The sequence below is a fragment of the Microbacterium sp. A8/3-1 genome, from assembly GCF_040267695.1.
In the GTDB taxonomy this organism is placed as follows: domain Bacteria; phylum Actinomycetota; class Actinomycetes; order Actinomycetales; family Microbacteriaceae; genus Microbacterium; species Microbacterium luteolum.
On record NZ_CP158357.1, the window covers coordinates 1,371,135 to 1,396,584 of the forward strand.

20 protein-coding genes and 1 riboswitch are annotated in these 25,450 nt (G+C 68.7%); of the genes, 7 read left to right on the plus strand and 13 right to left on the minus strand.

Translation table 11 applies throughout. The features are described from left to right. Nucleotide 1: 1 nt before the first annotated feature. The 12 genes from ABS642_RS06840 to ABS642_RS06895 form a co-directional block, all read right to left on the minus strand. Complete coding sequence (locus tag ABS642_RS06840) at nt 2-1,675, minus strand: ABC transporter ATP-binding protein (protein WP_350352727.1); 1,674 nt, start codon at nt 1,673-1,675, stop codon at nt 2-4. After that, complete coding sequence (locus ABS642_RS06845) at nt 1,672-2,616, minus strand: ABC transporter permease (RefSeq protein WP_350352728.1); 945 nt, start codon at nt 2,614-2,616, stop codon at nt 1,672-1,674. The genes ABS642_RS06840 and ABS642_RS06845 overlap by 4 nt, the downstream gene beginning before the upstream one ends. Then, complete coding sequence (locus tag ABS642_RS06850; RefSeq protein ID WP_282213949.1) at nt 2,609-3,535, minus strand: ABC transporter permease; 927 nt, start codon at nt 3,533-3,535, stop codon at nt 2,609-2,611. The genes ABS642_RS06845 and ABS642_RS06850 overlap by 8 nt, the downstream gene beginning before the upstream one ends. Before the next feature lie 99 nt (nt 3,536-3,634). Beyond that, complete coding sequence (locus ABS642_RS06855) at nt 3,635-5,266, minus strand: ABC transporter substrate-binding protein (RefSeq protein WP_350352729.1); 1,632 nt, start codon at nt 5,264-5,266, stop codon at nt 3,635-3,637. A 219-nt stretch (nt 5,267-5,485) separates the two neighbouring features. Further along, a complete protein-coding gene (gcvP, locus tag ABS642_RS06860; RefSeq protein ID WP_350353409.1) occupies nt 5,486-8,320 on the minus strand; it encodes an aminomethyl-transferring glycine dehydrogenase in 2,835 nt (944 codons plus the stop codon). 61 nt (nt 8,321-8,381) lie between these two features. Continuing rightward, nucleotides 8,382-8,777, minus strand: coding sequence for a glycine cleavage system protein GcvH (gene gcvH, locus ABS642_RS06865; RefSeq protein ID WP_282213952.1), 396 nt, complete (start codon nt 8,775-8,777; stop codon nt 8,382-8,384). Continuing rightward, nucleotides 8,774-9,958 carry a glycine cleavage system aminomethyltransferase GcvT gene (locus ABS642_RS06870; RefSeq protein ID WP_350352730.1) on the minus strand — a complete coding sequence of 395 codons (1,185 nt, stop codon included), beginning with the start codon at nt 9,956-9,958 and terminating at the stop codon, nt 8,774-8,776. Before ABS642_RS06870 ends, gcvH begins: the two co-directional genes overlap by 4 nt. Before the next feature lie 151 nt (nt 9,959-10,109). Then, nucleotides 10,110-10,205, minus strand: a riboswitch (glycine riboswitch). A 59-nt stretch (nt 10,206-10,264) separates the two neighbouring features. Beyond that, nucleotides 10,265-11,128, minus strand: a complete 864-nt coding sequence (locus ABS642_RS06875; protein WP_350352731.1) for an ATP-binding cassette domain-containing protein — start codon at nt 11,126-11,128, stop codon at nt 10,265-10,267. Then, nucleotides 11,125-11,976: an ABC transporter ATP-binding protein gene (locus tag ABS642_RS06880; protein ID WP_282213955.1), complete on the minus strand. Its 852-nt coding sequence runs from the start codon at nt 11,974-11,976 to the stop codon at nt 11,125-11,127. Before ABS642_RS06880 ends, ABS642_RS06875 begins: the two co-directional genes overlap by 4 nt. Next, nucleotides 11,973-12,959 carry an ABC transporter permease gene (locus ABS642_RS06885; protein ID WP_282213956.1) on the minus strand — a complete coding sequence of 329 codons (987 nt, stop codon included), beginning with the start codon at nt 12,957-12,959 and terminating at the stop codon, nt 11,973-11,975. The genes ABS642_RS06880 and ABS642_RS06885 overlap by 4 nt, the downstream gene beginning before the upstream one ends. Continuing rightward, nucleotides 12,952-13,947 (minus strand): ABC transporter permease, encoded by a 996-nt coding sequence (locus tag ABS642_RS06890; protein WP_282213957.1) that lies wholly within the window; start codon nt 13,945-13,947, stop codon nt 12,952-12,954. Before ABS642_RS06890 ends, ABS642_RS06885 begins: the two co-directional genes overlap by 8 nt. 32 nt (nt 13,948-13,979) lie before the next feature. Then, nucleotides 13,980-15,671: an ABC transporter substrate-binding protein gene (locus ABS642_RS06895; protein ID WP_350352732.1), complete on the minus strand. Its 1,692-nt coding sequence runs from the start codon at nt 15,669-15,671 to the stop codon at nt 13,980-13,982. A gap of 265 nt (nt 15,672-15,936) precedes the next feature. Between ABS642_RS06895 and ABS642_RS06900 the strand changes: the two genes are divergently transcribed. Genes ABS642_RS06900 through ABS642_RS06930 form a run of 7 tightly spaced genes read left to right on the plus strand, consistent with a single transcriptional unit; the run spans nt 15,937 to nt 23,277 of the window. Further along, the gene (locus tag ABS642_RS06900; protein WP_116636586.1) at nt 15,937-16,653 is read left to right on the plus strand and encodes an NUDIX domain-containing protein; all 717 of its coding nucleotides are present in this window, start codon (nt 15,937-15,939) and stop codon (nt 16,651-16,653) included. Beyond that, the gene (gene nadA, locus ABS642_RS06905; protein WP_350352733.1) at nt 16,650-17,987 is read left to right on the plus strand and encodes a quinolinate synthase NadA; all 1,338 of its coding nucleotides are present in this window, start codon (nt 16,650-16,652) and stop codon (nt 17,985-17,987) included. Before ABS642_RS06900 ends, nadA begins: the two co-directional genes overlap by 4 nt. Then, nucleotides 17,984-19,519, plus strand: coding sequence for an L-aspartate oxidase (gene nadB, locus ABS642_RS06910; protein WP_350352734.1), 1,536 nt, complete (start codon nt 17,984-17,986; stop codon nt 19,517-19,519). Before nadA ends, nadB begins: the two co-directional genes overlap by 4 nt. Then, entirely contained in the window at nt 19,519-20,370 is an 852-nt protein-coding gene (nadC, locus tag ABS642_RS06915; protein WP_282213961.1) for a carboxylating nicotinate-nucleotide diphosphorylase, read from the plus strand. Before nadB ends, nadC begins: the two co-directional genes overlap by 1 nt. A 5-nt stretch (nt 20,371-20,375) precedes the next feature. Next, complete coding sequence (locus tag ABS642_RS06920) at nt 20,376-21,512, plus strand: cysteine desulfurase family protein (RefSeq protein WP_350352735.1); 1,137 nt, start codon at nt 20,376-20,378, stop codon at nt 21,510-21,512. Between the two features lie 23 nt (nt 21,513-21,535). Next, nucleotides 21,536-22,483, plus strand: a complete 948-nt coding sequence (locus ABS642_RS06925; RefSeq protein WP_350352736.1) for a glycosyltransferase family 2 protein — start codon at nt 21,536-21,538, stop codon at nt 22,481-22,483. A 20-nt stretch (nt 22,484-22,503) separates the two neighbouring features. Further along, nucleotides 22,504-23,277 (plus strand): SDR family oxidoreductase, encoded by a 774-nt coding sequence (locus ABS642_RS06930; protein WP_350352737.1) that lies wholly within the window; start codon nt 22,504-22,506, stop codon nt 23,275-23,277. Between the two features lie 17 nt (nt 23,278-23,294). Here the strand turns inward: ABS642_RS06930 and ABS642_RS06935 are convergent, their stop codons facing one another. Next, nucleotides 23,295-25,349, minus strand: a complete 2,055-nt coding sequence (locus ABS642_RS06935; protein ID WP_350353410.1) for an ABC transporter ATP-binding protein — start codon at nt 25,347-25,349, stop codon at nt 23,295-23,297. Nucleotides 25,350-25,450: the final 101 nt, after the last annotated feature.

Below are 25,450 nucleotides of genomic sequence, written 5' to 3' on the forward strand. Positions count from 1 at the left end.
TTCAGCGCCCGCCGAGCGGGATCGACGCACCCGGGATCGCCTTGAGCAGTCGGTCGGTGTACTCCTGCTGGGGGTTGGCGAAGATCTCGTCGACAGTTCCCTGCTCGACGACCTTCCCCTTCTCCATGACGCAGACGAGATCGCTCGACACGCGCACGACGGCGAGGTCGTGCGTGATGAAGAGGTACGTGAGGTTCAGTTCCGACTGCAGCTCCGCGAGGAGCTTCAGGATCTGATCCTGCACCAGCACGTCGAGCGCCGAGACCGCTTCGTCGAGCACGACGATGTCCGGCTTGAGCGCGAGCGCCCGAGCGATCGCGACGCGCTGCCGCTGTCCGCCGGAGAGCTCGTTCGCGTACCGGGTCGCGAGCGCCCTCGGCAGCGCCACCTGGTCGAGGAGTTCCTCCACGCGCTCGCGCTGCGAGGCGCGATCCCCCACGCCGTGGATCTGCAGAGGCTCCGCGATCGTGCTCCCGATGTTGCGGAGCGGGTCGAGCGATCCATACGGATCCTGGAACACCGGCTGCATGCGACGACGCAGGCCGAATGCCTGCGCGTTCGAGAGCTTCGACACGTCCTGGCCGTCGATCTCGATCGTTCCGCTGGTCGGCTCCTCGAGCTTGAGCACCATCTTGGCGACGGTCGACTTGCCGGAACCCGACTCCCCGACGAGCGCGAGCGTCTTGCCTCGCGGGATCTCGAAGGAGACATCGTCGACCGCGCGGAAGGCTTCACTGCGGAAGTTCCCCTGGCGGATCTTGTAGTCCTTCGTGAGACCCGCGATCCGCACGGTCGGCGGGATGTCCGCGAGGTCCTCGAGCGTCTCGATGCCGCGGTCCTCGACCACGGCCTGGATGCGCTGCGAGGCGACGCTCGGGGCGGCTCCGACGAGTCGCTGCGTGTACGGGTGCTGCGGGTTCTCGAGGATCTCCCTGCTCGGCCCGGCTTCGACGATGTTGCCGTTGCTCATCACGATGATCTTCTCCGCGCGCTCGGCCGCGAGGCCGAGGTCGTGCGTGATGAGGAGCACCGAGGTGCCCTTCTCGCGAGTGAGAGTCGCCATATGGTCGAGGATGACCCGCTGCACCGTGACGTCGAGAGCCGAGGTCGGCTCGTCGGCGATGAGCAGCTTGGGATCCGCCGCCAGGCCGATGCCGATCAGCGCGCGCTGACGCATGCCGCCGGAGAACTGGTGCGGGAACTGGTGCAGGCGTCGCTCGGCGTCGCCGAGTCCGGCCTGCTGCAGCACCTCGATCGCTCGCGCCTTCACGTCCTGCTTGCCGCTGGCGATCCCGTTGGCGCGGATCGCCTCCTTCACCTGGAAGCCGATGCTCCATACCGGGTTGAGGTTCGACATGGGATCCTGCGGCACGAAGCCGATCTCCCGGCCGCGAACGGCCTCGATATCGCGGCGCCCGAGAGTGGTCAGCTCGCGGCCGTCGAGGGTGATCGAACCGCCCGTGATCGTGCCGGTGCCCGGGAGCAGGTTGACGATGGCGCTGGCGGTCGTGGACTTGCCCGACCCGGACTCCCCCACGATGGCGATGGTCTCGCCGGGGAAGATGTCGAAGCTCGCGCCGTGCAGGACCTCGCGGAGCCCGTCCTGTGTGCGGAACGCGACCTTGAGGTCGCGCACGCTCAGCAGGGGCACCTGGTCGGGAGTGCGTTCGCTCATCGGCGTGCCCTCGCTCTCGGATCGATGGCGTCTCGGATGAGCTCGCCCAGGGTGACGAACGCGAGCACGGCGAGCGTGAGCGCGATCGACGGATAGATGAGCGCCATGGGCGCCACCCGCAGCGACGACTGCGCGGCGCTGATGTCATTTCCCCACGACATGGTGTCGCTTCCCAGGCCGACGCCGAGGAACGACAGGGTCGCCTCCGCAACGATCGATGCGGCGAGCGACAGCGTCGAGACGACGAGCAGCGGCGCCAGGGCGTTCGGGATCACGTGTCCGACGAGGGTGCCGAACTTGGATCGTCCGAGCGCTCTGGACGCGACGACGAAGTCGGCCTGACGAACCCTGAGCACCTCGGCACGCACGACGCGTGCGGTCGACGCCCAGGCGAAACCACCGATCGCGAACGCGAGGACCGGCACGGAGCGGTACTGCGAGAAGACCGTCATGACGACCACGGCGGCGAGGATGTACGGGATGGCGAAGAAGATGTCGCCGATGCGCGACAGCAGCGAGTCCAGCCATCCGCCGTAGAACCCGGCCAGCGCACCCATGATGAGGCCGACGATCGAGCCGATCGCCGTGGCCAGGAGGCCGACGGCGAGCGAGGTCTGCGCCCCCCAGACGAGCCGGGAGTAGATGTCGCAGCCCTGGAAGGTGAAGCCGAGCGGATGCCCCTCAGTCGGACCGGCGTTGCTGTTGCCGAGTTCGCACCCGCTGTTCGGCGGGGTCGACGTGAACAGCGTCGGGAAGAGCGCCATCACGAGGAAGAAGAGCGCGAGCACGACCGAGAACCAGAACAGCGGACGACGCCGGAGATCGGTCCATGCGTCACGCCACAGGTTGCGCGGCTTCTCGGCGATGCGCACGGCGTCGACCGAGATGGTCTCCGTCTCGACCGGCGCGACGAAATGGTTCTGCGAAGTGGGGTCATGCATAGCGGATCCTTGGGTCGAGCAGACCGTACAGCAGGTCGATGACGAGGTTGACCAGGACGTACAGGATCACGAACACCGTGACGAAGGAGACCACGGTCGGGCCCTCGTTGCGGATCGCGGCCTGGTAGAGCGTGTTACCGACGCCAGGGACGTTGAAGATGCCCTCGGTCACGGTCGCGCCCACCAGCAGCACGCCGAAGTTCGTGGCGGAGTTGGTGATCACCGGGATCAGCGAGTTGCGCAGCACGTGCACCGGGATCACCCGGTTGCGGGAGAGGCCCTTGCTGTAGGCGGTGCGCACCCAGTCCTGGTTGAGCGTGTCGATCACGGAGCTCCGCATCAACCGCATGCTGACCGCGAACAGGCTGAAACCGAGCACGATGGCAGGCAGCCACAGGCCGCCCCAGTCGTTGTCGGAGCCCACCGTGGGCTTGAACCAGCCGAGTTGGATCGCCAGGAAGTACTGCGCGAGGAACGCGACGACGAAGATCGGGATGGCGATCGCGACGAGCGCGATGCCCAGCATCGCGTGGTCGAAGACCTTGCCCTTGCGCAGAGCGGAGATCGTGCCGATGACGATGGCGAGTGCGAACTCGATGGCGATCGCCATGACGGCCAGACGGCCCGTGACGGGGAGGGTCTCTGCGAGGACCTCCGAGACGGGGCGTCCGGAGAACGTGTTGCCGAGATCTCCCTGGAACACGCCGGTGATGTAGTACCAGTACTGCACGAGGAACGGATCGTTGAGGTGGTACTGCTCACGCAGCTGTTCCACGACCGCGGGGTTCGGGGTGCGGTCGCCGAACAGGGCGAGGATCGGATCGCCGGGCATGGCGAACACGAGGAAGTAGATGAGCAGGGTGGCTCCGAAGAAAACCGGAATTACCTGCAGAAGACGTCTGAGGATGTAGCCGAGCATCTGTGGTCCTGTAGCGAGGAGGCGGAGAATCGTGACGAACACAGCCAGCGAGGCGGTGACGACGAATCGTCACCGCCTCACAGGTGAGTGCCGTCCGGCTTACTCGCCGTCCTTCGTGACCTGGTAGAGGATCGGCCAGGTGTCCCAGCCGAACGCGACGTTGTCGACCGACTCGCCCCAGGCGCCCATGGCGTTGGTGTACCAGAGCGGGATGGCGGGCAGGTCCTTGAACAGGATCTCCTGCGCCTCCTGGAACTTCGCGATGCCCTCTTCGACGTCGGCAGCGGATGCGCCCTCATCGAGGAGTGCGTCGAACTCGGGGTTCGAGTAGTCGCCGTCGTTCGAGCCGGCGCCGGTTCCGAAGAGCGGGCCGAGACCGTTGAACATCGACGGGTAGTCGAACTGCCATCCGGTGCGGAAGGCGGTGGTCGACTGACGCTCGGTGATCAGCGTGCGGTGCTCGGCGAAGGTCGGGATCGGGTTGCCCGATGCGTCGATGCCGAGGTTGTTCTTCAGCTGGTTGGCGATCGCGTCGACCCAGCCCTGGTTGGGACCGTCGGCGTTGTACTGGATCTGGAACGAGCCGGTCCACGGAGCGATGGCGTCGGCCTCGGCCCACAGTTCCTTCGCCTTCTCGGGGTCGAAGTCGAGCACGTCGGAGCCGGGGATGTCCTCGGAGTATCCGTCGATCACCGGCGACGTGAAGTCCTTCATCGGGGTGCGCGTGCCGCTGAAGACCACGTCGGTGATCTCCTCGCGGTCGATCGCGTGCGAGATGGCGGCACGACGCAGCTGGCCCTCTTCACCGCTGAAGTGCTCGAGGCGCTCGGGGATGGTGATGGTCGCGTTGGCTGCGGCCGGCTGGTTCACGGTACGACCCTCGAAGTCGCTCTCGAACGTCTGCAGTGCGCTGTCCGGGATCTCCTGGAGGATGTCGAGGTTGCCGCCCTGGAGGTCGGCGTACGCGGCATCGGTGCTGGCGTAGAGGATCATGTCCACGCCGCCGTTCTTCGGCTCACGGGGACCGGTGTAGTCCTCGTTCTTGATGAGGTCGATGCTCTCGTTGTGCTTCCACGCGCCCTCTTCGGCGAAGACGTACGGTCCGTTGCCGATCGGGTTCTCACCGAAGGCCTCGAGGTCGTCCCACGCCGCTGCGGGCAGCGGGAAGAACGCGGTGTAGCCGAGGCGCAGCGGGAAGTCCGACTCGGGCTGCTTGAGCTTGACCGTGAAGGTCAGGTCGTCGACGACCTTGAGGCCGGAGAGCTCCGGGACGTTCTCCTCGTAGGAGAAGCCCTCGATGGACTCGAAGAAGTAGCTGGAAAGCTGCTTGTTGTCGAGCGCTGCACCGTAGTTCCAGGCCTTGACGAACGACTCGGCGTCGACCGGGTCGCCGTTCGCGAAGGTCTGGTCGGCCTTGATCTTGATCGTGTAGGTCTGCGCGTCGTCGGTCTCGATGGACTCGGCGAGGTCGTTGTGCACGGCGCCCTCGGCGTCGTAGTACACGAGACCGGCGAAGATGCTCTGCAGCACGAGGCCGCCGCCGACCTCGTTCGTGTTCGTGGGGATCAGCGGGTTCTGCGGCTCGGTGTTGTTGACCGAGATGATCGCCGAAGCGTCACCCGACGATTCCTCGGCGGGCTCGTTGCCGCCGCCGCTCGCGCAGCCCGCGAGAGTCAGGGCTCCGATCAGGAAAATGGCGCTGCCCGCGAGGGCGATCTTGTTGCGCTTCACTTTGTGTCCTCCTGGACTTGTTACTCAGACTGCGCGCTCACCGTTGAACGCGTAGGGATAGTCGAGCGTAACCCGCGCTCGGGCTCCCGAATGCACTCAGCTAACGAACTGTTACTGAGTGGTGACCATCCGTAACATCCGCGAAACACCCGGAAAGACGCGACGGAGCCGCGCTCCCCGGCGAGGAGCACGACTCCGTTCGGATCCGCGGGCCCGGTGTCAGGCGAAGGCCTCCACGGGCGGGCAGGCGCAGACGAGGTTGCGGTCGCCGTAGGCCTGATCGATACGGCGCACCGGCGGCCAGTACTTCCCGGCGACGAGTGCGTGCACGGGGTACGCGGCGTCCTCCCGGGTGTACGCGTGGGCCCACTCCCCCGCGATCAGCGAGACCGCGGTGTGCGGCGCGCGCACGAGAGGGTTGTCGTCGACGGGCCAGCGCCCTGCCGCCACGGCATCCGCTTCGGCCTTGATCATGATCATGGCCTCGATGAAGCGCTCGATCTCGGCGAGGTCCTCGGACTCCGTCGGCTCGACCATCAGCGTGCCCGCGACCGGGAACGACATCGTCGGCGCATGGAAGCCGTAGTCGATCAGTCGCTTGGCGACGTCGTCGACCGTGATGCCCGTGGCTTCCTTGAGCGGACGCAGGTCGAGGATGCACTCGTGCGCCACTCGACCGTTCTCACCGGTGTAGAGCACGGGGTAGTGCTCGCCCAGGCGGGCGGCGATGTAGTTCGCCGAGAGCACCGCGGCAGCGGTCGCGCGCCGCAGGCCGTCGGCGCCCATCATCCGCACGTACGCCCACGAGATCGGCAGGATGCCCGCAGAGCCGTAGGGCGCCGCCGACACGACTCCGCCCTCGAACGTGAAGCCGCCGAAGTGCTCGGCGCGCTGCGCGAGCGGGTGCGACGGCAGGAACGGCGCGAGGTGCGCCTTCGCCGCCACCGGCCCCACGCCGGGGCCGCCGCCGCCGTGCGGGATCGCGAACGTCTTGTGGAGGTTCAGGTGCGAGACGTCGCCGCCGAGGTCGCCGAAGCGCGCGTACCCCAGCAGGGCGTTGAGGTTCGCGCCGTCGACGTACACCTGGCCGCCGGCGTCGTGTACCGCCGTCGTGATCTCCACGACGTCGTGCTCGTACACGCCGTGCGTGGACGGGTAGGTGATCATCAGCGCGGAGAGGGTGTCGGCGTGCGCGGCGATCTTGGCGCGCAGGTCGTCGAGATCGACGTTGCCGAGCTCGTCGCACGCCACCACGACGACCTTCATCCCCGCGAGCACGGCGGATGCCGCGTTCGTGCCGTGCGCCGACGACGGGATCAGGCAGACCGTGCGCTGCTCGTCACCGTTGGCGAGGTGGTAGCCGCGGATCGCCAGGAGACCGGCCAGCTCGCCCTGCGAGCCGGCGTTCGGCTGTAGCGACACGGCGTCGTACCCGGTGACCTCGGCGAGCCAGCCCTCGAGCTGCTCGATGAGGTCGAGGTAGCCCTGCACGTCGGATGCCGGCGCGAACGGGTGGATGCCCGCGAACTCGGGCCACGTGATCGCGGCCATCTCGGTCGCGGCGTTGAGCTTCATGGTGCACGACCCGAGCGGGATCATGCCGCGGTCGAGCGCGTAGTCGCGGTCGGCGAGGCTCTTCAGGTAGCGCATCATCGCGGTCTCGCTGCGGTGCGCGTGGAAGACCGGGTGGGTCAGGTACTCGTCCTGACGGCGCAGGACAGCCGGCAGAGCGTCGTGCCCGTCGATGACCCCGAACACCCGCTCCTGCTTGCCGCCGAAGACCATTGCGATCTGGTGCAGCTCGGAGATCGTCGTCGTCTCGTCGACGGCGAAGCTGATCGTGTCGGCATCCACGACATGGACGAGGATTCCGTAGCCGTGATGCGCCTGCGCCTGATGCTCCGCCGCACGACCCGGTACCCGCACGGAGACGGTGTCGAAGAACGCGTCGTGCGCGACGTCGGCGCCGGCCTCGACGAGCCAGTCGCGCAGCAGCGCGGCCTTCGTCGCCACCTCCGTCGCGATCGCCTTGAGTCCGTCGGGCCCGTGGTAGACGGCGTACATCGAGGCCATGACGGCCAGCAGCACCTGCGCGGTGCAGATGTTCGACGTGGCCTTCTCACGGCGGATGTGCTGCTCGCGCGTCTGCAGGGAGAGGCGGTAGGCGGGCCTGCCATCGGCATCCACCGAGACGCCGACCAGGCGACCGGGCAGCTGACGCTCGAGTCCCGAACGCACGGCCATGTAGCCGGCGTGCGGGCCGCCGAAGCCCATCGGCACACCGAAGCGCTGCGTGGTGCCGACCGCCACATCCGCGCCCAGCGAGCCGGGCGAGGAGATCAGCGTGAGGGCGAGCAGGTCCGCGGCCGCGACGGCGAGACCGCCGGCGAGGTGCGCGGCGTCGATGACGGCCGTCGGGTCCCAGACCCGACCGGATGCGCCCGGATACTGCACGAAGACTCCGAACAGCTCGGCCGGGAGTTCCGCTCCGGCGGAGAAGTCGACGGAGACGAGCTCGATGCCGACGGCATCCGCCCGCGTGGCCAGCAAGGCCTTGGTCTGAGGGAACGCGTCGGCGTCGACCGCGAAGACGTTCGACGACGACTTGGAGGCGCGACGGGCGAGCAGCATGCCCTCGACGACCGCGGTGGACTCGTCGAGCATCGACGCGTTGGCGGTCGTCAGCCCGGTGAGCTCGGCGACCATGGTCTGGAAGTTGATGAGCGCTTCCAGGCGGCCCTGCGAGATCTCCGGCTGATACGGCGTGTACGCCGTGTACCACGAGGGGTTCTCCAACACATTGCGCTGGATCACCTGCGGGGTGATGGTGCCGTAGTAGCCGAGGCCGATCATCGGCCGGTTCACCGCGTTGCGTGACGCGAGGGCGCGCAGCTCGGCCAGCGCCTCGGTCTCGCTCGCCGCCGGCGGGATGAGAGAGGCCTGGGCCTCCGCGCCCGAGGGAGCAGCGGTGAAGATCGAGCCGGGCACGGCCTGACGCATCAGCGCCTCGACGGGCTCCTCGGATCCGTCGAGGAGCCCGAGTGCGTCCAGCATGGTCCGCTGGGCCTGGGCGGTGGGTCCGATGTGACGATCGGCGAAAGCTACCACGGGTGGATCAGCCCTCCGTCAGGGCGACGTACGCGTCGCGGTCGAGCAGGTCGTCGGTGGCGCCGTCGGCCACCGACACCTTGATCAGCCAGCCACCCTCGAAGGGCTCGGCGTTGACGAGCGACGGGTCGTCGACGACCGCGTCGTTGATCTCGACGACCGTGCCGGCGACCGGGGCGTAGAGCTCGCCCACCGACTTCGTCGACTCGATCTCGCCGACGACAGCGCCGGCGGCGAGCTCGGTGCCGACCGCGGGGAGCTCGACGAACACGACGTCACCGAGCTTCTCGGCGGCATAGTCGGTGATGCCGATGCTCACGACCTGGGTTCCTGAGCCTGTCGAAGGACCGGTCGCGATCCACTCGTGCTCTTCGGTGTACTTCAGTGCGTTGAGGTCGGTCATTTTGTCCTCCGGTAGAAAGGCAGGGCGGTCACGGTCGCGGGGATCTTCGTCCCCCGCACATCAAGGAATACTGCGGTTCCCTCTTCGGCGGAAGACGGGGTCACGTAGGCCATCGCGATCGGGTGGCCGAGGGTCGGGCTCAGAGCACCGCTGGTGATCTCACCGAGCGCTGTGCCCTCGGCATCCACCACGGCGTAGCCGGCGCGTCCGGCGCGCTTGCCCTCGGCGACGACCCCGACGAGGACCGGAGCATCCGGGGCCGCGTCGACGGCATCCTTCCCGATGAAGCTCTCCTTGTCGGACACCACCACGCGTCCGAGGCCGGCCTGCGCCGGTCGCGTCTCGAGGGAGAGCTCGTGGCCGTAAAGGGGCATGCCGGCCTCGAGCCGGAGCGTGTCGCGAGCGGCGAGCCCGGCGGGGACGAGGCCGTGCGGCTCTCCGGCGACGACCAGCGCATCCCAGAGCGCGGGCGCGAGAGTGCCGGGGACGAGCAGCTCGAAGCCGTCCTCGCCCGTGTAGCCGGTCCGGGCGAGGAGCAGGGGCTCGCCGAGGAAGCGGGCGTCGGCCCAGGCGTAGTACTTCTGCTCGGCCCACGGCGTTCCGACGTCGGTGATCCCCTCGGTCGCCGCGACGATGGCCTCCGCCGCGGGGCCCTGGACGGCGAGGAGGGCGAACGAGTCGGAGACATCCTCGACGTCGACCCCGCGGTCGCCGAGGAATCCGGCGAAGCTTCGCTCCTCCCCCTCCACGCGAGGGGGTCCCTCGCGCTCGATGAGCGACGGGAACGACCGGACGCGCGAGGCGAAGGCGGCATCGACGTATCCGCGGTTCCCGGCGTTCGCGATCACCAGGTAGCGATCCTCCGCGAGACGGTAGACGATGACGTCGTCGACGATGCCGCCGGCCTCGGACAGGATCAGCGAGTACTTGGCCTTTCCCACAGACATCGTGGAGAGACGGCCGGCGAGCGCGTAGTCGAGGAACTCCGCGGCGCTCGGCCCGGTGACGAGGAACTCGGCCATGTGCGAGATGTCGAACAGGCCGGCCGACTGGCGGACGGCGTGGTGCTCCGCGAGGTCCGACGTGTAGCGCACCGGCATCTGCCAGCCGCCGAAGTCGGTGAACGATGCCCCGAGCGCCTCATGGCGTTCGCGGAGCGGGGTGTAGCGGGGATCGGACATGGAGTTCTCCCGTGCGGAATCGGGCGGAACGACGACATCGACGTTCCTCGGAACTCCCCCTCTGTCATGGGCCTGAGAGCTTCGCCCGCGCTGGGGGGCTTTCACCGTCGGCGGATCTCGAGCTTCGCTCGAAATCGCTTTTCAGAGTGGCCGGAACCGCGCGGTACGCGTTACCTGAGAGATTGGCGGGGAGGCTTGCTCCTTCGGTGCCCGGCTGCGTTCGCCGGGGCTCTCCCGCGGGGGTCATTCGGCCTGTCTTCAGTTGTGGGGATCAGTCTAGCGGGAGCCCTGCGCGGAACGGTGCTGTCAGCCGACGATGCCGAGTTCGGCGCGGACCTCGTCCCGCAGACGACCGAGGTTCTCGGGCTCGGGAGCGGCGCCGAGCAGCGTCTTGGTGTACTCGTGCTGCGGGTTGAGGATGACCTCGTCCGCGGGCCCGCGTTCGACGACATCCCCCTTGTAGAGGACCATGATCTCGTCGGAGAAGTGTCGGGCGGTCGCGAGATCGTGCGTGATGTACAACACCCCGAGGTTCTCCTCCCGCTGCAGCTCCGCGAGGAGATTCAGCACCCCGAGGCGGATCGACACGTCGAGCATCGACACCGGCTCGTCGGCGACGATGAACCGTGCCCCCGGTGCGAGGGCACGGGCGATCGCGACACGCTGCCGCTGACCACCCGACAACTCGTGCGGGCGACGCTCCGCGAAGCTCTCCCCCGGTGTCAGCCGCACCCGCTCCAACAGCTCCACGGCCCGCTCCCGCACCTGAGCACTTGTCAGCTCAGGGTGGTGCAGGCGGATCGGTCGCTCCAGGTGGTGCACGATCGTGTGGAAGGGGTTCAACGACGCGAACGGGTCCTGGAACACCATCTGCACATCCGACCGGTACCGCTCCAGCGCGCGTCCGCCCGTCCCCGAGGGGGCGCCGTCGAGGAGGATCTCCCCACTCGTGGGGGTCTCCAGCTTCATCAGCATCCGCGCGATCGTCGACTTCCCCGAGCCCGACTCCCCCACCAGCGCGACGGTCCGCCCCGGCTCCAACGTGAACGACACGTCCTTCACCGCGTGCAGGGTCGTGGTCGTGAACCCGGAGCGCAGGTGGAAGTCCTTCGTCAGGTTCCGCGCCTCCAGCGTGCCCGTGCCGCGCGCGGCATCCGTCTTCGTGCTCATCGGGTCCCCTCCTGGCTCACGCCCGTGCGGACGAAATCGCCCCGCTCACCCTTCAGCGAGGGGAAGCTCGACAGCAGTTTCTTCGTGTACTCGTGCTGCGGGGTCCGGTAGATCTCCGCAGCCGTCCCCTGCTCCACGATCTGTCCCTGGAGCATCACCGCGATGCGGTCGCTGATCTCGATCAGCATCGGCAGGTCGTGCGTGATGAAGATGACCGCGAACCCGAGGCGTTCACGCAGCCGCATGATCTCCCGGATGATGCCCCGCTGCACGACCACATCCAGCGCCGTGGTCGGCTCGTCCATGATCATCACCTGCGGATCCAACGCCAGCGCCATCGCGATCATCATGCGCTGCCGCATCCCACCCGACAACTCGTGCGGGAAGCTCGTCAACCGGGCGGGATCCACTCCCACCAGGGTGAGCAGCTCCTCGGCGCGGGCCGTCTTGTCCTTCTTCGACATGCCGGGGCGGTGGGTGTCGAAGATGTCGAAGATCTGCGCCTTCACATCGAGCACCGGGTTGAGCGAGTTCATCGCGCCCTGGAACACCATCGAGATCTTGTCCCACCGGAACGCTCGCAGGCCATCGCCGTCGAGCCCCACGATGTCGATGTCGTGGCCGTCGCGATCGTGGAACACGATCTCGCCGCTCGTCATCAGCGCCGGCGCCTTCAACAGACGGTTCATCCCGTAGGCGAGCGTCGTCTTGCCGCAGCCGGACTCCCCGGCGAGTCCCAGGATCTCGCCGCGGTTCAGCGTGAGCGACACGTTGCGCACGGCCTTCACCGGCGGATCGACCTCGTACTCGATCGACACGTTCGTCGCAGTCAGCACGGCGTCGCTCATGCGGTGACCCCCTTGGTCTTGGCGGCCTTGCGCACGCGGCGGGCCGCATCCGGCGCATTGCGGAGCTTCGGGTTGATGACCTCGTCGATCGCGAAGTTGATGAGGACGAGGCCCGCGCCGATGACGGCGATCATCAGGCCCGGCGGCACGAACCACCACCACGCCCCTCGTCCCAGGGCCTGACCGGACTGCGCATCATTGAGGATCGTCCCCCAGGTGATCGAGTCCGTCGGTCCGAGTCCCAGATACGAGAGTCCTGCCTCCCCGAGGATCGCGAAGATGAGGGCGAACAGGAACTGCGCGGTGAGAAGCGGGAGGAGGTTCGGCATGATCTCGACGAGAATCACGCGCAGCGACCTCTCTCCGGCGACCTTCGAGGCGTAGACGTAGTCGCGGGTGCGCAGCGAGCGCGTCTGCAGACGCAGCACGTAGGCCGCGCCCGCCCACGAGGTGATGCCGAGGAAGATCGCCACCAGCTGCCAGGTGCGCTGAGGGACGAAGGACGCGATCACCATGACCAGCGGCAGTGCGGGGATCACGAGCATCACGTTGGTGAAGAGCGCGAGACCGTCCTCGCGCCATCCGCCCAGGTAGCCGGCGAGAACGCCGAAGACGAGCGACAGCACGATCGCGATGACGCTGGCGATCAGTCCGACGAGCAGCGATCCCTGAGCGCCGATCGCGAGCTGGGCGAACATGTCGTTGCCGAGCTTCGTCGTGCCGAGCCAGTGCTCGGCCGAGGGCGCCTGAAGAGCGGGATTCGCGGTGCTGCGCGGGTTCTGCGTGAAGATCGGCGCGATGATCGCGAACAGGACGGTCGCGATCACCAGGATCGAGCCGACGATGAACTTCGGCGACGTGCTGGGAAGGATGCGACGGCGCTTGCGGCCCTGCTGCGTCGCCATCGCGATCGTGCTGGCGGGTGCCGTCGTGGGCGTCTCCTCGACGGAGAGGAGGCCGGCGGTGTTCTGCGGATCAGACATTCTGGCGAGCCCTCGGGTCGATGAAGCCATAGACGAGGTCCATGAAGAAGTTGGCCGCGAGCACCGTGATGGTGATCACGAGGAACAGACCCTGCATCAGCGCGTAGTCGTTGTTGGTGACCGCCTGGAACATCAGCTTGCCGATGCCGGGGTACGTGAACACCTGCTCCATCACGATGGAGCCCGAGACGACGAAGCCGAGGGTGATCGAGAAGCCGGCGATCGACGGGATCGCCGCATTCCGCGCGGCGTACGTGGTGAGGATGCGCCGCGGGCGAAGGCCTTTGGCCTCGGCCGTGAGGACGTAGTCCTCGGCGAGGGTCGCGACCATCATGTTGCGCATGCCGAACATCCAGCCGCCCACCGAGGAGATGACGATGGTGATCGCCGGAAGGAGAGCGTGCGAGAAGGCGTCGGTGAAGAACGCCCAGGTCGGCTCCGGCCCGTCGGGGAAGTCGAAGACGTCATAGCCCCCGAAGAGCGGGAACCAGCCGAGCCCCACGGAGAACACCGCGACCAGGATCAGGGCCAACCAGAAGTACGGGATCGACTGCAGCACGGTCGTCGCCGGGATCAGATGATCGACCCAGGTCCCGCGCTTCCACCCTGCCCAGGCGCCCAGCGCGATGCCGAGGATGAACGAGATGACGGTCGCGGTACCCACCAGGACGAGGGTCCACGGGATCGCGCCGGCGATGAGCTCGGTCACCGGGGTCGGATACTTCGTCACCGAGATGCCGAGGTCGCCGCGGAACATGCGCGCCCAGTAGGACAGGTACTGCTCCCACAGCGAGGAGTCGTCGCCGCCCAGCAGGAGCTTGATGTTCCTGATGGTGGTCTCGGAGATCTCGCCGCCGGCCCGCTGCATCTTGGCGATCATGATGTCGGCGGGGTTCCCCGGCATGAGCCGGGGAAGCAGGAAGTTGAGAGAGATCGCGGCCCAGAGCGTGAACGCGTAGAACCCGATTCTTCGTGCATAGAACTTCATGTCACTGCTTCCTGCTTCCCCGTCCCTTCGAATTACTTAGCCGGCTGCAGCTGCGTCAGGACGTAGCCTGCCGCGATCGCACCCCAGGACGGCGGGAAGGCGTACATCTCCTCCTCCGTCGGCCAACCCGTGAAGTCCTTCGTGTTGTAGAAGGTCTGGGTGGCGTTGATCACGAGCGGGATGTAGGGCAGGTCACGGACGATCTCGGTCTGGATCGTGCCGTACAGCTCCTTCTTCTCGGCCTCGTCGTTCGTGCTGATCGCCGACTGGATCGCGGCGTCGACGACGGGGTTGTCGTAGCGGCTGAAGTTCCAGCGTCCGGCGGGAACCTCGGTGCCGACGGGGCTGGTCGACTGGATCGCAGTGCCACCGACCCAGTCGCGGTAGATCTGGAACGGGTCGGCCACCGAGGTGCCGATCATGCCGCCGACGATGAGCTGGTACTCGCCGCCCTGACGGGAGTCCGAGAACTCCTGCCACTGCACGGTCGACGCGGTGATCTTGATGCCCGCTGCCGCGGCCTGCTCGGCGATCAGCTTGGCGGCGTCGTTGTAGTCGGTCCAGCCGTCGACCGAGGTGAGCGTGAGCTCGAGCGGCACGCCGTCCTTCGCGTAGAAGTCGCCGTCCTTGACGTAGCCGGCGGCCTCGAGGATCTTGCCTGCCTCGGCGGCGTCCGCCTCCTGCGGGCTGACCTCGTTGGCAGCATCCGCGACCCACTTCTCGTCGCGCGGGAGCAGCGCGTAGGTCGGCGAGATGTCGCCGGTGAGACCGACGAACGCTTTGTCCTTGATCGCCGCACGATCGATCGCGACGTTGAGCGCCTGGCGCACGGCGACGTCGGTCTGCGGACCGGCGCAGCCGAGCTCGGCGTTCGAGCAGGTGTAGAGCACGGTCGGGTCCTGCGGGGTGTTGACCCAGCTGATCTTGCCGTTGGCGGTCACGTCATCCGGGTTCGGGATGAACATGCCCGTCCAGTCGAGCTCACCCGCCGCGAGCAGGTCCTGTGCGGTCTGGTTGTTGTCGACGGCGATGTACTGGACCTTCTTCACACCGAGCTTGTCGGCGTCGCGGAAGTTCTCGTTCGCCACGAGCGTGTACGACTCGCTGGTGGTCTTGTCGACGACGTAGGCACCGGATCCGACCGGCTCCTCGTTCGCGAAGTTCGCGAAGTCGGCGACGTCGGCCCAGATGTGCTCGGGCAGGATGTAGGTCGAGCCGAGGCGCTGGAACTCGGTGGTGTACTGCGCGGCCGCGTAGGTGAGCACCACGGTGGTGTCGTCGGTGGCCTCGGCGGACACGAGTCCGTTGCCCTCGGGGTTGTTCGCCTCGTAGTTGAAGGAGAACGCGACGTCCGCAGCCGTCAGCGGCTCGCCGTCGCTCCACTTGAGGTCGGGCTTGATGGTGATGGTGATCACCGTGCCGTCCTCGTTGTACTCGTACGAGTCGCCGATCAGGCCCACGGGCTCGGAGTCGGACGTCTTGTTGAAGAAGAACAGCGGCTCGTAGATGGGTCCGAGCGCGCCATGGAGCACGGTCGGTGCGAACGGGTTGTAGTTCGCGGTGATCGGGGTCTGGCTTCCGGCCCAGACCCGGAGGGCCCGGTCGCCATCGGCGTTGCCGTCATCGCCGCTGCCGCCGGTGCCACAGGCGGTGAGGCCCAGTGCCAGGACGGATGCCCCTGCGACGGCGGTGAGCGCGATCTTGCGCTTTCCGTTACGGATCATTCTTCTGTTTCCTCTCGGTGCTGCACTGCAGGAGGGATTTCTCCGGATGGAGCAGAACCCCGTCTGGGGTTCGTGGAAACCCGGGAGGAGCTGGTGGGCCGACCTCGCAGGGTTTGTTAGGACAGTAACCTAACAAACCCTGCCGCGGCGGACAAGCCTCCACCCGGTCGGGAGATAACGTTTCGGACTCGACAGGAATTCTCGTCATCTGCACCCACTAAGGGTCAGAAGGACACTAAGATCGATCTCGGAGGTTAAGGTAACCATGACTCAAACTCGCGGCATCCGGGTCGCCGGCTCGACGGTGATCCTCACACTGCGTCGTGCGGAGAACGGCGCAGCGGTCCTGTCGCTGCCGCTGGTGCTGCGCACGCGCGAACCCTTCGCGCACCAGTGGGCGCTGCCGGGCGGCTGGCTCACCGCCGACGAATCGCCCGTCGACGCCGCGGCCCGCACGCTCGCCGAGACCACCGGCCTCGCACCCAGCTATCTCGAGCAGCTCTACGCCTTCGGCGCCGTCGACCGCTCCCCCACCCGCGTCGTGTCGATCGTCTACTGGGCACTGCTCCGCCAGGACGATGTGGTGGCGCAGAGTGCGGCGCACATCGCCTCCGGTCGCGCACCGGAGAACGTGCAGTGGTTCGACGTCGACGCCCTGCCTCCGCTCGCGTTCGACCACGCGAAGATCATCGAGTACGCGCTCTGGCGCCTGCGCAACAAGGTCGGCTACAGCCGCGTCGCGCACGGGTTCCTCCCCGCCGAGTTCACGCTCGCCGATCTTCGGGAGGCCTACGAGGCGATCCTCGGAAAGCAGCTCGACCCCGCCAACTTCCGTCGCCAGGTGGAGGCGACGGGCAACCTCCTCCCCACCGAGCGCTTCCGCACCGGGAGCCACCGACCTGCACGTCTGTACCGCTACAACACCGATGTCGAGCTGGCCGACCGCGGCCCTCTCGGTTCCGAAGAAACGAGCACCCGATGAGCATCACCTTCGTCCCGACGCCCGCGGTTCCGCCCCTGGATCCCTCCGTCGACCACGCGATCCAGGCGATCGTCGAGGGAGCGTCGACCGACGCGACCTGTGCGACCGACCTCGCCGCCGGCCCCTGGGACTTCGACGCCAGGCCCGGCTACGGCCCCGGTTCCTCGATGGGAGACGTCATCCCGACCGGTGCCCCGCGCCAGGGCGAGCTCCCCGCCGCCTATCGCGAAGCGGATGAGAGCGAGCTCGATGAGCGCATCCGTGCCGCGAAGGCGACCCTCGGCGATCGCGTCGTGATCCTCGGCCACTTCTACCAGCGCGAGGAGGTCGTGCAGCACGCCGACTACGTGGGCGACTCGTTCCAGCTCGCGACGGCAGCCAAGGGCAGGACGGATGCCGAGGCGATCGTGTTCTGCGGCGTCCACTTCATGGCCGAGACAGCCGACCTGCTCTCGCAGCCCGAACAGGCTGTGATCCTGCCGAACCTGGCTGCGGGATGCTCGATGGCCGACATGGCCGACATCGACCAGGTCGAGGAGTGCTGGGAGCAGCTGGCCGATGTCCTCGGCGATCTGGACACCCCCGACGCCGACGGCCGGGTGCCCGTGATCCCCGTCACGTACATGAACTCCTCCGCGGCGATCAAGGGCTTCGTCGGGCGCCACGGCGGCATCGTCTGCACATCGTCGAACGCCGAGACGGTGCTCGAGTGGGCGTTCGAGCGCGGTCAGCGCGTCCTGTTCTTCCCCGACCAGCACCTCGGCCGCAACACGGCGAAGGCGATGGGCGTGCCGCTCGAGCAGATGCCGATGTGGAATCCGCGTCGGCCGCTGGGCGGCTCCTCTGCGGCCGAGCTCGTCGATTCGCGCGTCATCCTGTGGCACGGCTTCTGCTCCGTGCACCGTCGCTTCACCGTGGCGCAGATCGATCAGGCACGCGCGGAGCACCCCGGCGTGCGGGTGATCGTGCACCCGGAATGCCCGATGGAGGTCGTCGACGCCGCCGACGAGGCCGGATCCACCGACTACATCCGCCGCGCGATCGACGGCGCAACGGAACCGACCACCTTCGCGATCGGGACCGAGATCAACCTCGTCCGCCGCCTCGCGGCCCAGTACCCGCAGCACGAGATCTTCTGCCTCGACCCGGTGGTGTGCCCGTGCTCCACGATGTACCGCATCCACCCCGGATACCTGGCCTGGGTGCTCGAGGAGCTCGTGGCGGGGCGAACGCCCAACCGCATCACGGTGTCGGCCGACGTCGCGGATCCCGCGCGCGTGGCCCTGGAGCGAATGCTGGCGGCGAAGCCGCCCGTGACGGTCGGCGCGCGATGAACGTCCTGGTGGTCGGCTCCGGCATCGCCGGGCTCACCGCGGCTCTCCACGCGCGGGAGGCCGGGCATGCCGTCACGGTCGTCACGAAGGGCGCACTCGGCGACGGCAGCACCGGTTACGCACAGGGCGGCGTGGCCGGGGTCTACGGCGCCGACGACTCGGCGGAGCAGCACGCGGCCGACACTCTGGCCGCCGGCGCGGGCCTCTCGGAGGAGGCGGCCGTCGAAGCCCTCGTCGCGGACGGGGCCGACCGGATCGCCGAGCTGATCGCCCGCGGCGTCGCGTTCGACCGCGACGCGGACGGCATGCTGCTGCTCGGTCGTGAGGCCGCGCACAGCCACGCCCGCATCGTGCACGCCGGCGGAGACGCCACGGGAGCAGCGATCTCCCGTGCGCTCGTGGCCACGGTGCGTCGCGCGTCGATCGAGGTGATCGAGCACGCGTTCGTGTCCGACCTCATCGTGAGCGACGGCGCGGTGCGCGGCATCCGCCTGCTCATCCGTGATTCCTCGGGGAACGCGACAGCATCCGAGCTCACGGCCGACTCCGTGATCCTCGCCACCGGCGGAGCAGGGCACCTCTACGCGCACACGACGAATCCCGTCGGGACCACGGGTGACGGCATCGCCGCCGCCCTGCGCGCCGGCGCGGAGGTCGACGACCTGGAGTTCGTCCAGTTCCACCCGACGATCCTCGCCGACAACCCCGCCTTCCTGATCTCCGAGGCCGTGCGCGGAGAAGGCGCCACGCTGATCGACGACGACGGTCGACGGTTCGTCTTCGACAGCCACCCCGACGGCGAGCTGGCACCGCGCGACGTGGTCTCCCGGGCGATCGCCCGCCGGGCCGCGGCGCAGGGTGGTCCGGTGCGCCTGGATGCCACGATGCTCGGAGCCGCGACGCTCGCCGCGCGTTTCCCGACCATCGACAGGGTGACGCGCGAGCGCGGCTTCGACTGGTCGACCGACCCCATCCCGGTGACACCCGCCGCCCACTACCTGATGGGCGGCGTCGTCACCGACCTGCACGGTCGGAGCACGATCCCCGGGCTCTTCGCCGTCGGCGAGGTCGCGCGCACCGGCGTGCACGGAGCCAACCGCCTGGCATCCAACTCCCTGCTCGAGGGCGCCGTCTTCGGTGCTCGCGCCGCGGCGGCGCTCGATGACCCCTGGCCGGGATCCCCCACCCTGGGGTCGCGGGAATCAACCGATCGGGCGCCGGCATCCGTGGAATATCGCGACGGGAGCGAGGTCCCGGACTTCTCACGCGCGGCCCTGCAGCAGCTGATGTGGAACGACGTCGGACTCCTGCGCACCTCCGAGGGCCTTCGGAACGCCCTCGACACCGTGCGGGCGTGGCGCCTCGCTGCACCCGCGCCCCGCACCGTCGGCGAGCACGAGGACGCCAACCTGCTGCTGCTGGCAGAGGCGACGGCATCCGCCGCCCTGGCGCGCACCGGCTCCGTCGGCGCCCACTACCGGCTCACGGATGCCGAAGCCCGCACCGCCGCACCGATCCTGGAGACCGTCTGATGCTCACACCCGCCATCCTCACGCGCGTCGTCGGCGCCGCCCTCGAGGAGGACGCTCCCTGGGGCGACCTGACCAGCGCGACCCTGCTTCCCGCGGAGGCCACCGCCACGGCCGATCTCGTCGCGCGCGAGGCGGGCGTCTTCAGCGGCGGCGAGGTCTTCTCGACGGCCTTCGCCCTCACCGACCCCGCGCTGACGGTCGACCTGCACGTGGGCGACGGCGACGAGTTCGCCGCCGGCGACGTGCTCGCCTCGGTCTCGGGTTCGGCGCGCAGCATCCTCACCGCCGAGCGCGTGGCCCTGAACTTCGCCCAGCGGATGAGCGGCATCGCGACGCTCACCGCCGCGTATGTGCGCGCCGTCGAGGGCACCGGCGCGCGTATCGCCGACACGCGCAAGACCACGCCGGGACTCCGCGCCTTCGAGCGGCATGCGGTCGTGTCGGGCGGAGCGCGCAATCACCGCTACTCCCTGTCGGATGCCGTGATGGCCAAGGACAACCACCTCGCGGTGCTGAAGCGTTCCGGCGCCGACCTTGCGACGTCGCTCCGCGATGCGCTGTCCCGACTGCCGCACACCACGCATGTCGTCGTCGAGGTCGATCGCCTCGACCAGATCCCGGCGGTCCTCGACGGCGGCGCGCACACCGTGCTGCTCGACAACTTCTCGCTCGACGACCTGCGCGCGGGCGTCGAGCTGATCGGCGACAGGGCGACGGTCGAGGCCTCCGGGGGTGTGAACCTCGACACCGTGCACGACATCGCCGCAACCGGCGTCGACGTGATCTCGGTCGGGGCGCTGACCCACTCGGCGAGGGCCCTCGATCTCGGCCTCGACCTGCGGATCGACTGAGCATCGTGCTGTACCTCGACCACGCCGCCACCTCTCCGGTCAGACCGGAGGTGCTCGAGGCGATGCACCCCTACCTCACCGCGGTGTTCGGGAACCCCTCCAGCCACCACACCGCCGGCGAAGCGGCGGCGAGCGCCCTCGACGACGCCAGGGGTCGGGTGGCGAGCGTGCTCGGCATGCGTCGCGGCGACGTGGTGTTCACCGCGGGCGGCACCGAGGCGAACAACCTCGCGGTCAAGGGCATCGTGCTCGCGGCGCTCGACAGCGGGCGGAGACACCTCGTGGTGTCCCCCATCGAGCACGAGTCGATCCTCGAGTCCGCCGACTATCTCAGCCGCTTCCACGCGGTCTCCGTCACGAGGCTCCGGGTCGACACCGAGGGGCGCATCGAGCCGTCGGCCCTCGCGGAGGCGATCCGCGACGACACGGCGCTCGTCTCCGTCGGCCACGCGAACAACGAGATCGGCACGGTCCAGGACGTCGAGGCCCTCGCCGAGATCGCTCGCTCGGCGGGCGTCCCCCTGCACCTCGATGCGGTGCAGTCCGCCGGATGGCTGCCGTTGCGCGACCTCGGCGCCGACGCCGTGTCGATCGCCGGGCACAAGCTCGGCGCCCCGAAGGGCATCGGCGCTCTGGCGGTACGCGGACGGGTGCCGCTGGAGCCTCTGCTGCACGGCGGCGGTCAGGAGCGCGGACGGCGTTCCGGCACCGAGAACGTCGCCGGCGCCGTGGGACTGGCGACGGCCCTCGAGCTCGCCGAGGCGGAGCGGGCCCTCGTCTCGGCTCGCGTCGGCGCCGCGACCGCACGATTCATCGCGGGCGTGCTGCGCTCCGTTCCTCAGGCCGCGCTCACCGGGGACCCCGAGCATCGGCTCCCCGGCACCGCGAGCTTCACGTTCGCGGGAACGAGCGGCGAGGCGGTGCTGCTGGAGCTCGAGCGCCGCGGTGTGATCTCGTCCAGCGGCTCGGCGTGCGCGGCAGGCAGCGACGAGCCGTCGCCCGTTCTGCTCGCCTGCGGGATCCCGCCCGAGGTCGCGCAGACCTCCGTGCGCTTCACGTTCGGCCGGGAACCCCTTCCCGACGACGCCCCGGAACGTCTGACGGCGCTGGTCGCGGAGTCGGTGCTAGCGGCCTCCGGCTGACGGGCGGCCAATAGACTCGGCTGGTGACTGCATCCGCCCCGATCGTGACGATGATCGTCCCCGGACGCGACATCGCCGCCTTCGCCCCGGCCGCTCTCGATTCGCTGCGCGCCCAGACGGAGACCCGCTGGCGCGCGATCCTCATCGACGACGGCTCGGTCGATGAGACCGGAACCATCTTCGCCGACGCCGCGGCCGCCGACACCCGGTTCACCGTGCTCCGACACGAGGCGTCCCGCGGCCTCGGCGCGGCCCGCAACGCCGGCATCGCCCGTGTCGACACCCCGTGCCTGGGCTTCCTCGACGGTGACGACGAACTCACCCCGGAGGCACTCGCCCGCCTGACCGGAACCCTCGCCGAGACCGGAAGCGACTTCGTGGCCGGGGCCTACGTGCGACTGCGCCCGCACGGCGACACCTACGACTCCGGACGCGTGCAGCCCTGGGTCGCCGCGGCCACCGATCCGGCACGGCTCCGCACCTCGCTCGCCCGGCATCCGCGGGCGGTGTCGAACATCGTGGCCTGGTCGAAGGTCAGCAGCACGGACTTCTGGCACGATCTCCGGTTCCCCGAAGGCGTCGCGTACGAGGATCAGATCGTCGCCCAGCAGATGTACACCCGTGCCCGTTCCTTCGATGTGATCCCCGACGTCGTCGTGCGATGGCGTGTCCGCCCGGACGGCACCTCGATCACGCAGGGGAAGGCTCAGCTCCCCGTCCTGCGCGACTACCTCGCCGCCCTGCGCGGTGGCATCCGCGTGCTGCAGGACGCGGATGAGCGCGCGGCCGTCACGGCGCGGCTCGACCTGATCCTCGCGATGGACATGCCATCACTGCTCGACATCGCCGCGACCCACGACGACCCCGCCTACGCCGCCGAGGTCGCCGTCTTCATCGACGAGCTCCGCGCGCTTCCGGAGTTCGACGATGCCTCTCCCGATGAGGCCATCACTGCGGCGCTCTCCTGGTGATCGACGAGAACGGTGACTCCATGAACGACTACCTCGACTCGCTCTTCTCGCTCGAGGGCCGCACCGCCGTGGTGACGGGCGGCAGCTCGGGCATCGGCCGCGGCATCGCCACCGCCCTGGCCCGTGCGGGTGCGTCCACGGTCATCGTCGCCCGCGGCGCCGAGCGCATCGACGAGACCGTGCGCGAGCTCCAGGCGAGCGGATGCCGCGTCGCCGGTGTCGTCGGCGATCTCGGCACCCGTGCGGGCATCCACGCCCTCGCCGAGGCGGCGGCCGAACCCTTCGGCGCCCCCGACATCCTGGTGAACTCGGCCGGCATCAACATCCGGCCGCCCTACGCCGAGATCACCGAGGACGACTGGGATGCCACGATGACGGTGAACACCCTCGCGCCCTTCCTGCTCGGACAGCACTATGCCCGCGGAATGGTCGAGCGCGGGTACGGCCGGCTCATCCACATCAGCTCTCAGCAGGCGCATCGCGCGTTCGTCGGCAGCGGCATCTACGGCGCGTCGAAGGGGGCGGTGGAGTCACTCATGCGGTCGGAGGCCGAGGCGTGGGGCGGCACGGGGGTGACGAGCAACACGCTCGTCCCCGGGTTCGTCCTCACCCCGCTCAACGCCCGGCTCCAGGAGGACCCCGAGAAGATCGCCGCCCTCGCCGCACGCACGATGATCGGTCGCAACGGCCTGCCGAGCGACTTCGCCGGCGCCGCGGTCTTCCTCGCCGGGGCGGGTTCCGGCTACGTCACGGGCCACTCGCTCTTCGTCGACGGCGGCCTCTCGGTGCACTGACCTGGCCCTCGCCGCGCTCAGGTCTCGGCGGGATAGACCCGCTCGTCGACCCTCGGCTCGGCGAGGAGCGGCACCGCAGCCGTGAGCGCGGCCACCGCATCGGCTCCGGCGGAGTCGACCGGTGCACGATCAGCCCTGCGGTCGGTGAGGCCCGCCTGGATACCCCCGGTCACCGTGTCCTCGACGACCGCCTCGGTCGTGAGCACGCGCGACGCCGCGACCTGCTGAGCGGCGAGCTCGGCATAGAGGCCGTCCTGGGCGAGCAACTCGGCATGCGTGCCCGACTCGACGATCTTGCCGGCCTCGACCACATGGATGACGTCGGCGCCCATGACCGTCGACAGCCGGTGGGCGATCGACAGCGTGGTCCGTCCCTTCGCGGCCTCGTCGAGCGCCTCCTGCACGACGCGCTCCGAGACGGTGTCGAGGGCCGAGGTCGCCTCGTCGAGGAGGAGGACCGGCGGGTCCTTCAGCAGCACGCGCGCGATCGCGATGCGCTGCTTCTCGCCTCCGGAGAGCCGATATCCGCGTTCGCCGACGACCGTGTCGTACCCGTTCTCGAATCCGGCGATGATGTGGTGGATGTTCGCGGCTTCGCAGGCGGCGATGAGCTCCTCCTCGGTCGCCTCGGGGCGCGCGTACATCAGGTTCTCGCGGATCGTCGCATGGAAGAGGTACGTCTCCTGCGAGACGATGCCGACGTTGTCGATGATCGACTCCTGCGTGAGTGCCCGCACGTCGGCGCCGGCGAAGAGCACCGCCCCGCCCTTCGCCTCGTAGAGCCGCGGCGCGAGGTACAGGATCGTGGTCTTCCCGGCGCCGGACGGCCCCACGAAGGCGACGTGCTGGCCCGGCTCGGCGACGAAGGAGACGCCGTCCAGCGTGGGTCTGGCGTCCGCCGACGCGTCGGGGTAGCGGAAGACGACATCGGCGAACTCGATGCGTCCGCGCGGTCCCGGCGCCTCGTCGACCGAGATCGCGTCCGGCGCGTCCTCGATCTCGGGCACCAGGTCGAGGTACTCGAAGATGCGCGCGAACAGCGCCGACGATGTCTGCAGATCGAGTGAGACCCGCATGAGTCCCATCAACGGCATCAGCAGCCGCGCCTGCACGGTCGTGAAGGCGACGACCGTTCCGGCGGTGATGGCGTCGGTCCCCCCGGTGATCAGGTAGCCGGAGACGAGGTAGATGACCGCCGGCACGCTGGCCATCAGCACCTGGACCACCGCGAAGAAGCCCTGGCCGCTCATCGCCCTGCGCACCTGGAGGGTCACCTGGTTGCGGTTCTCGGCCTGATACCGCTCCGACTCGGTGCGCTGCCGGTTGAACGCCTTCGAGAGCAGCATCCCCGAGACGCTCAGCGTCTCCTGCGTGATCGAGGTCAGCTCCGAGAGCGACTCCTGCGTCTCCCCCGCGATCCGTGCGCGCACCTGGCCGACGCGGCGCTGCACGAAGATCAGGAACGGCATCAGCACCACCGCGATGAGGGTAAGACGCCAATCGATCAGGATCATGGCGACGAGCGACGCCACCACCGTCACGACGTTCCCGAGGATGCTGGTGACCGTGTTGGTCAGCACGCCGGAGACTCCGCCGACGTCGTTCTGCAGCCGCGACTGGATCACGCCGGTCTTGGTGCGGGTGAAGAAGCCGAGCTCCATCGCCTGGAGGTGCTCGAACAGTCTGACGCGAAGGTCGCCGGTGACACTGTTGCCCACTGTCGCCGTCAGCCAGGTCTGCGCGACGCCCAGCACGGCCGAGAAGAGGAACAGCCCGACCATCGCCGCGACGAGCCAGGCCAGCAGCTGCAGCTGCGGGCTCCCGCCGTCGACGGGGAAGAGTGCATCGTCGAAGATGCGCTGGACGATCAGCGGAGGGATGACGGCGATCGCGGCGCCCGCCACGACCAGGATGCCGGTGAAGAAGATCCGCCACCGGTACGGGCGGAACAGCGTGATCACGCGCGCGCCGAGACCGCTGATCCGCGGCGCCTCGGCGTTCAGCCTGCGCTGCGCGTCTTCGTCGACACCGCGGAACCCGCCGCCGTGCCCGCCACCTCTGCCACCGCCCATGCTCATGGCGCCAGCGTACTCAGCCTCATGGACATGCAGGGCCGCGGGATCCGCTGTCGGCGGATATCGCCGCATCCGGAATGAAATGTCGGAACCTGTGG